We start from the raw sequence: 463 nt of genomic DNA on the forward strand, positions 1-463 counted from the left end.
CATTATGACTTAAACCAAAATCCTATCAAGTTTACTGTTGAAAAGAGTCAAACTGCTAAAGCTTCTGTTACTGCTACTAACAGCTTAACTAAAGGCGCAGTTGAATTAACTAAAGTTGATAACATCGACGGTACTACTCTTGAAGGGGCTATCTTTAAAATTGTAGATATGAACGGTAAGGATGTTCGTTCTGATTTAACTACTGATAAAGATGGGAAGATTTCTGTTTCCGATTTACGTCCAGGAGATTATCAGTTTATTGAAACGAAAGCTCCAACTGGCTATGATTTAAACATTAAACCAATTCCTTTCACAATTACGAAAGGACAATCTCAGGTTACCTCTGTTACAGCTTTAAATAGTTTAACAACAGGTGCAATTGAGTTAACTAAAGTTGATATTGATCACCATGGAACACTTGAAGGTGCCATTTTCAATATTTTAGACCAAGATGGAAAAATCA

General features: G+C 34.6%; 1 protein-coding gene. It reads left to right on the plus strand.

Features of this window, described 5'->3' with window-relative positions; translation table 11 throughout:
• A partial coding sequence (locus tag SB717_RS33665; RefSeq protein ID WP_410907143.1) for an MSCRAMM family protein occupies window positions 1-463 on the plus strand: 463 nt, incomplete at both ends.

The sequence above is a fragment of the Priestia sp. SIMBA_032 genome (assembly GCF_046535215.1).
Taxonomy (GTDB): Bacteria; Bacillota; Bacilli; order Bacillales; family Bacillaceae_H; genus Priestia; species Priestia aryabhattai.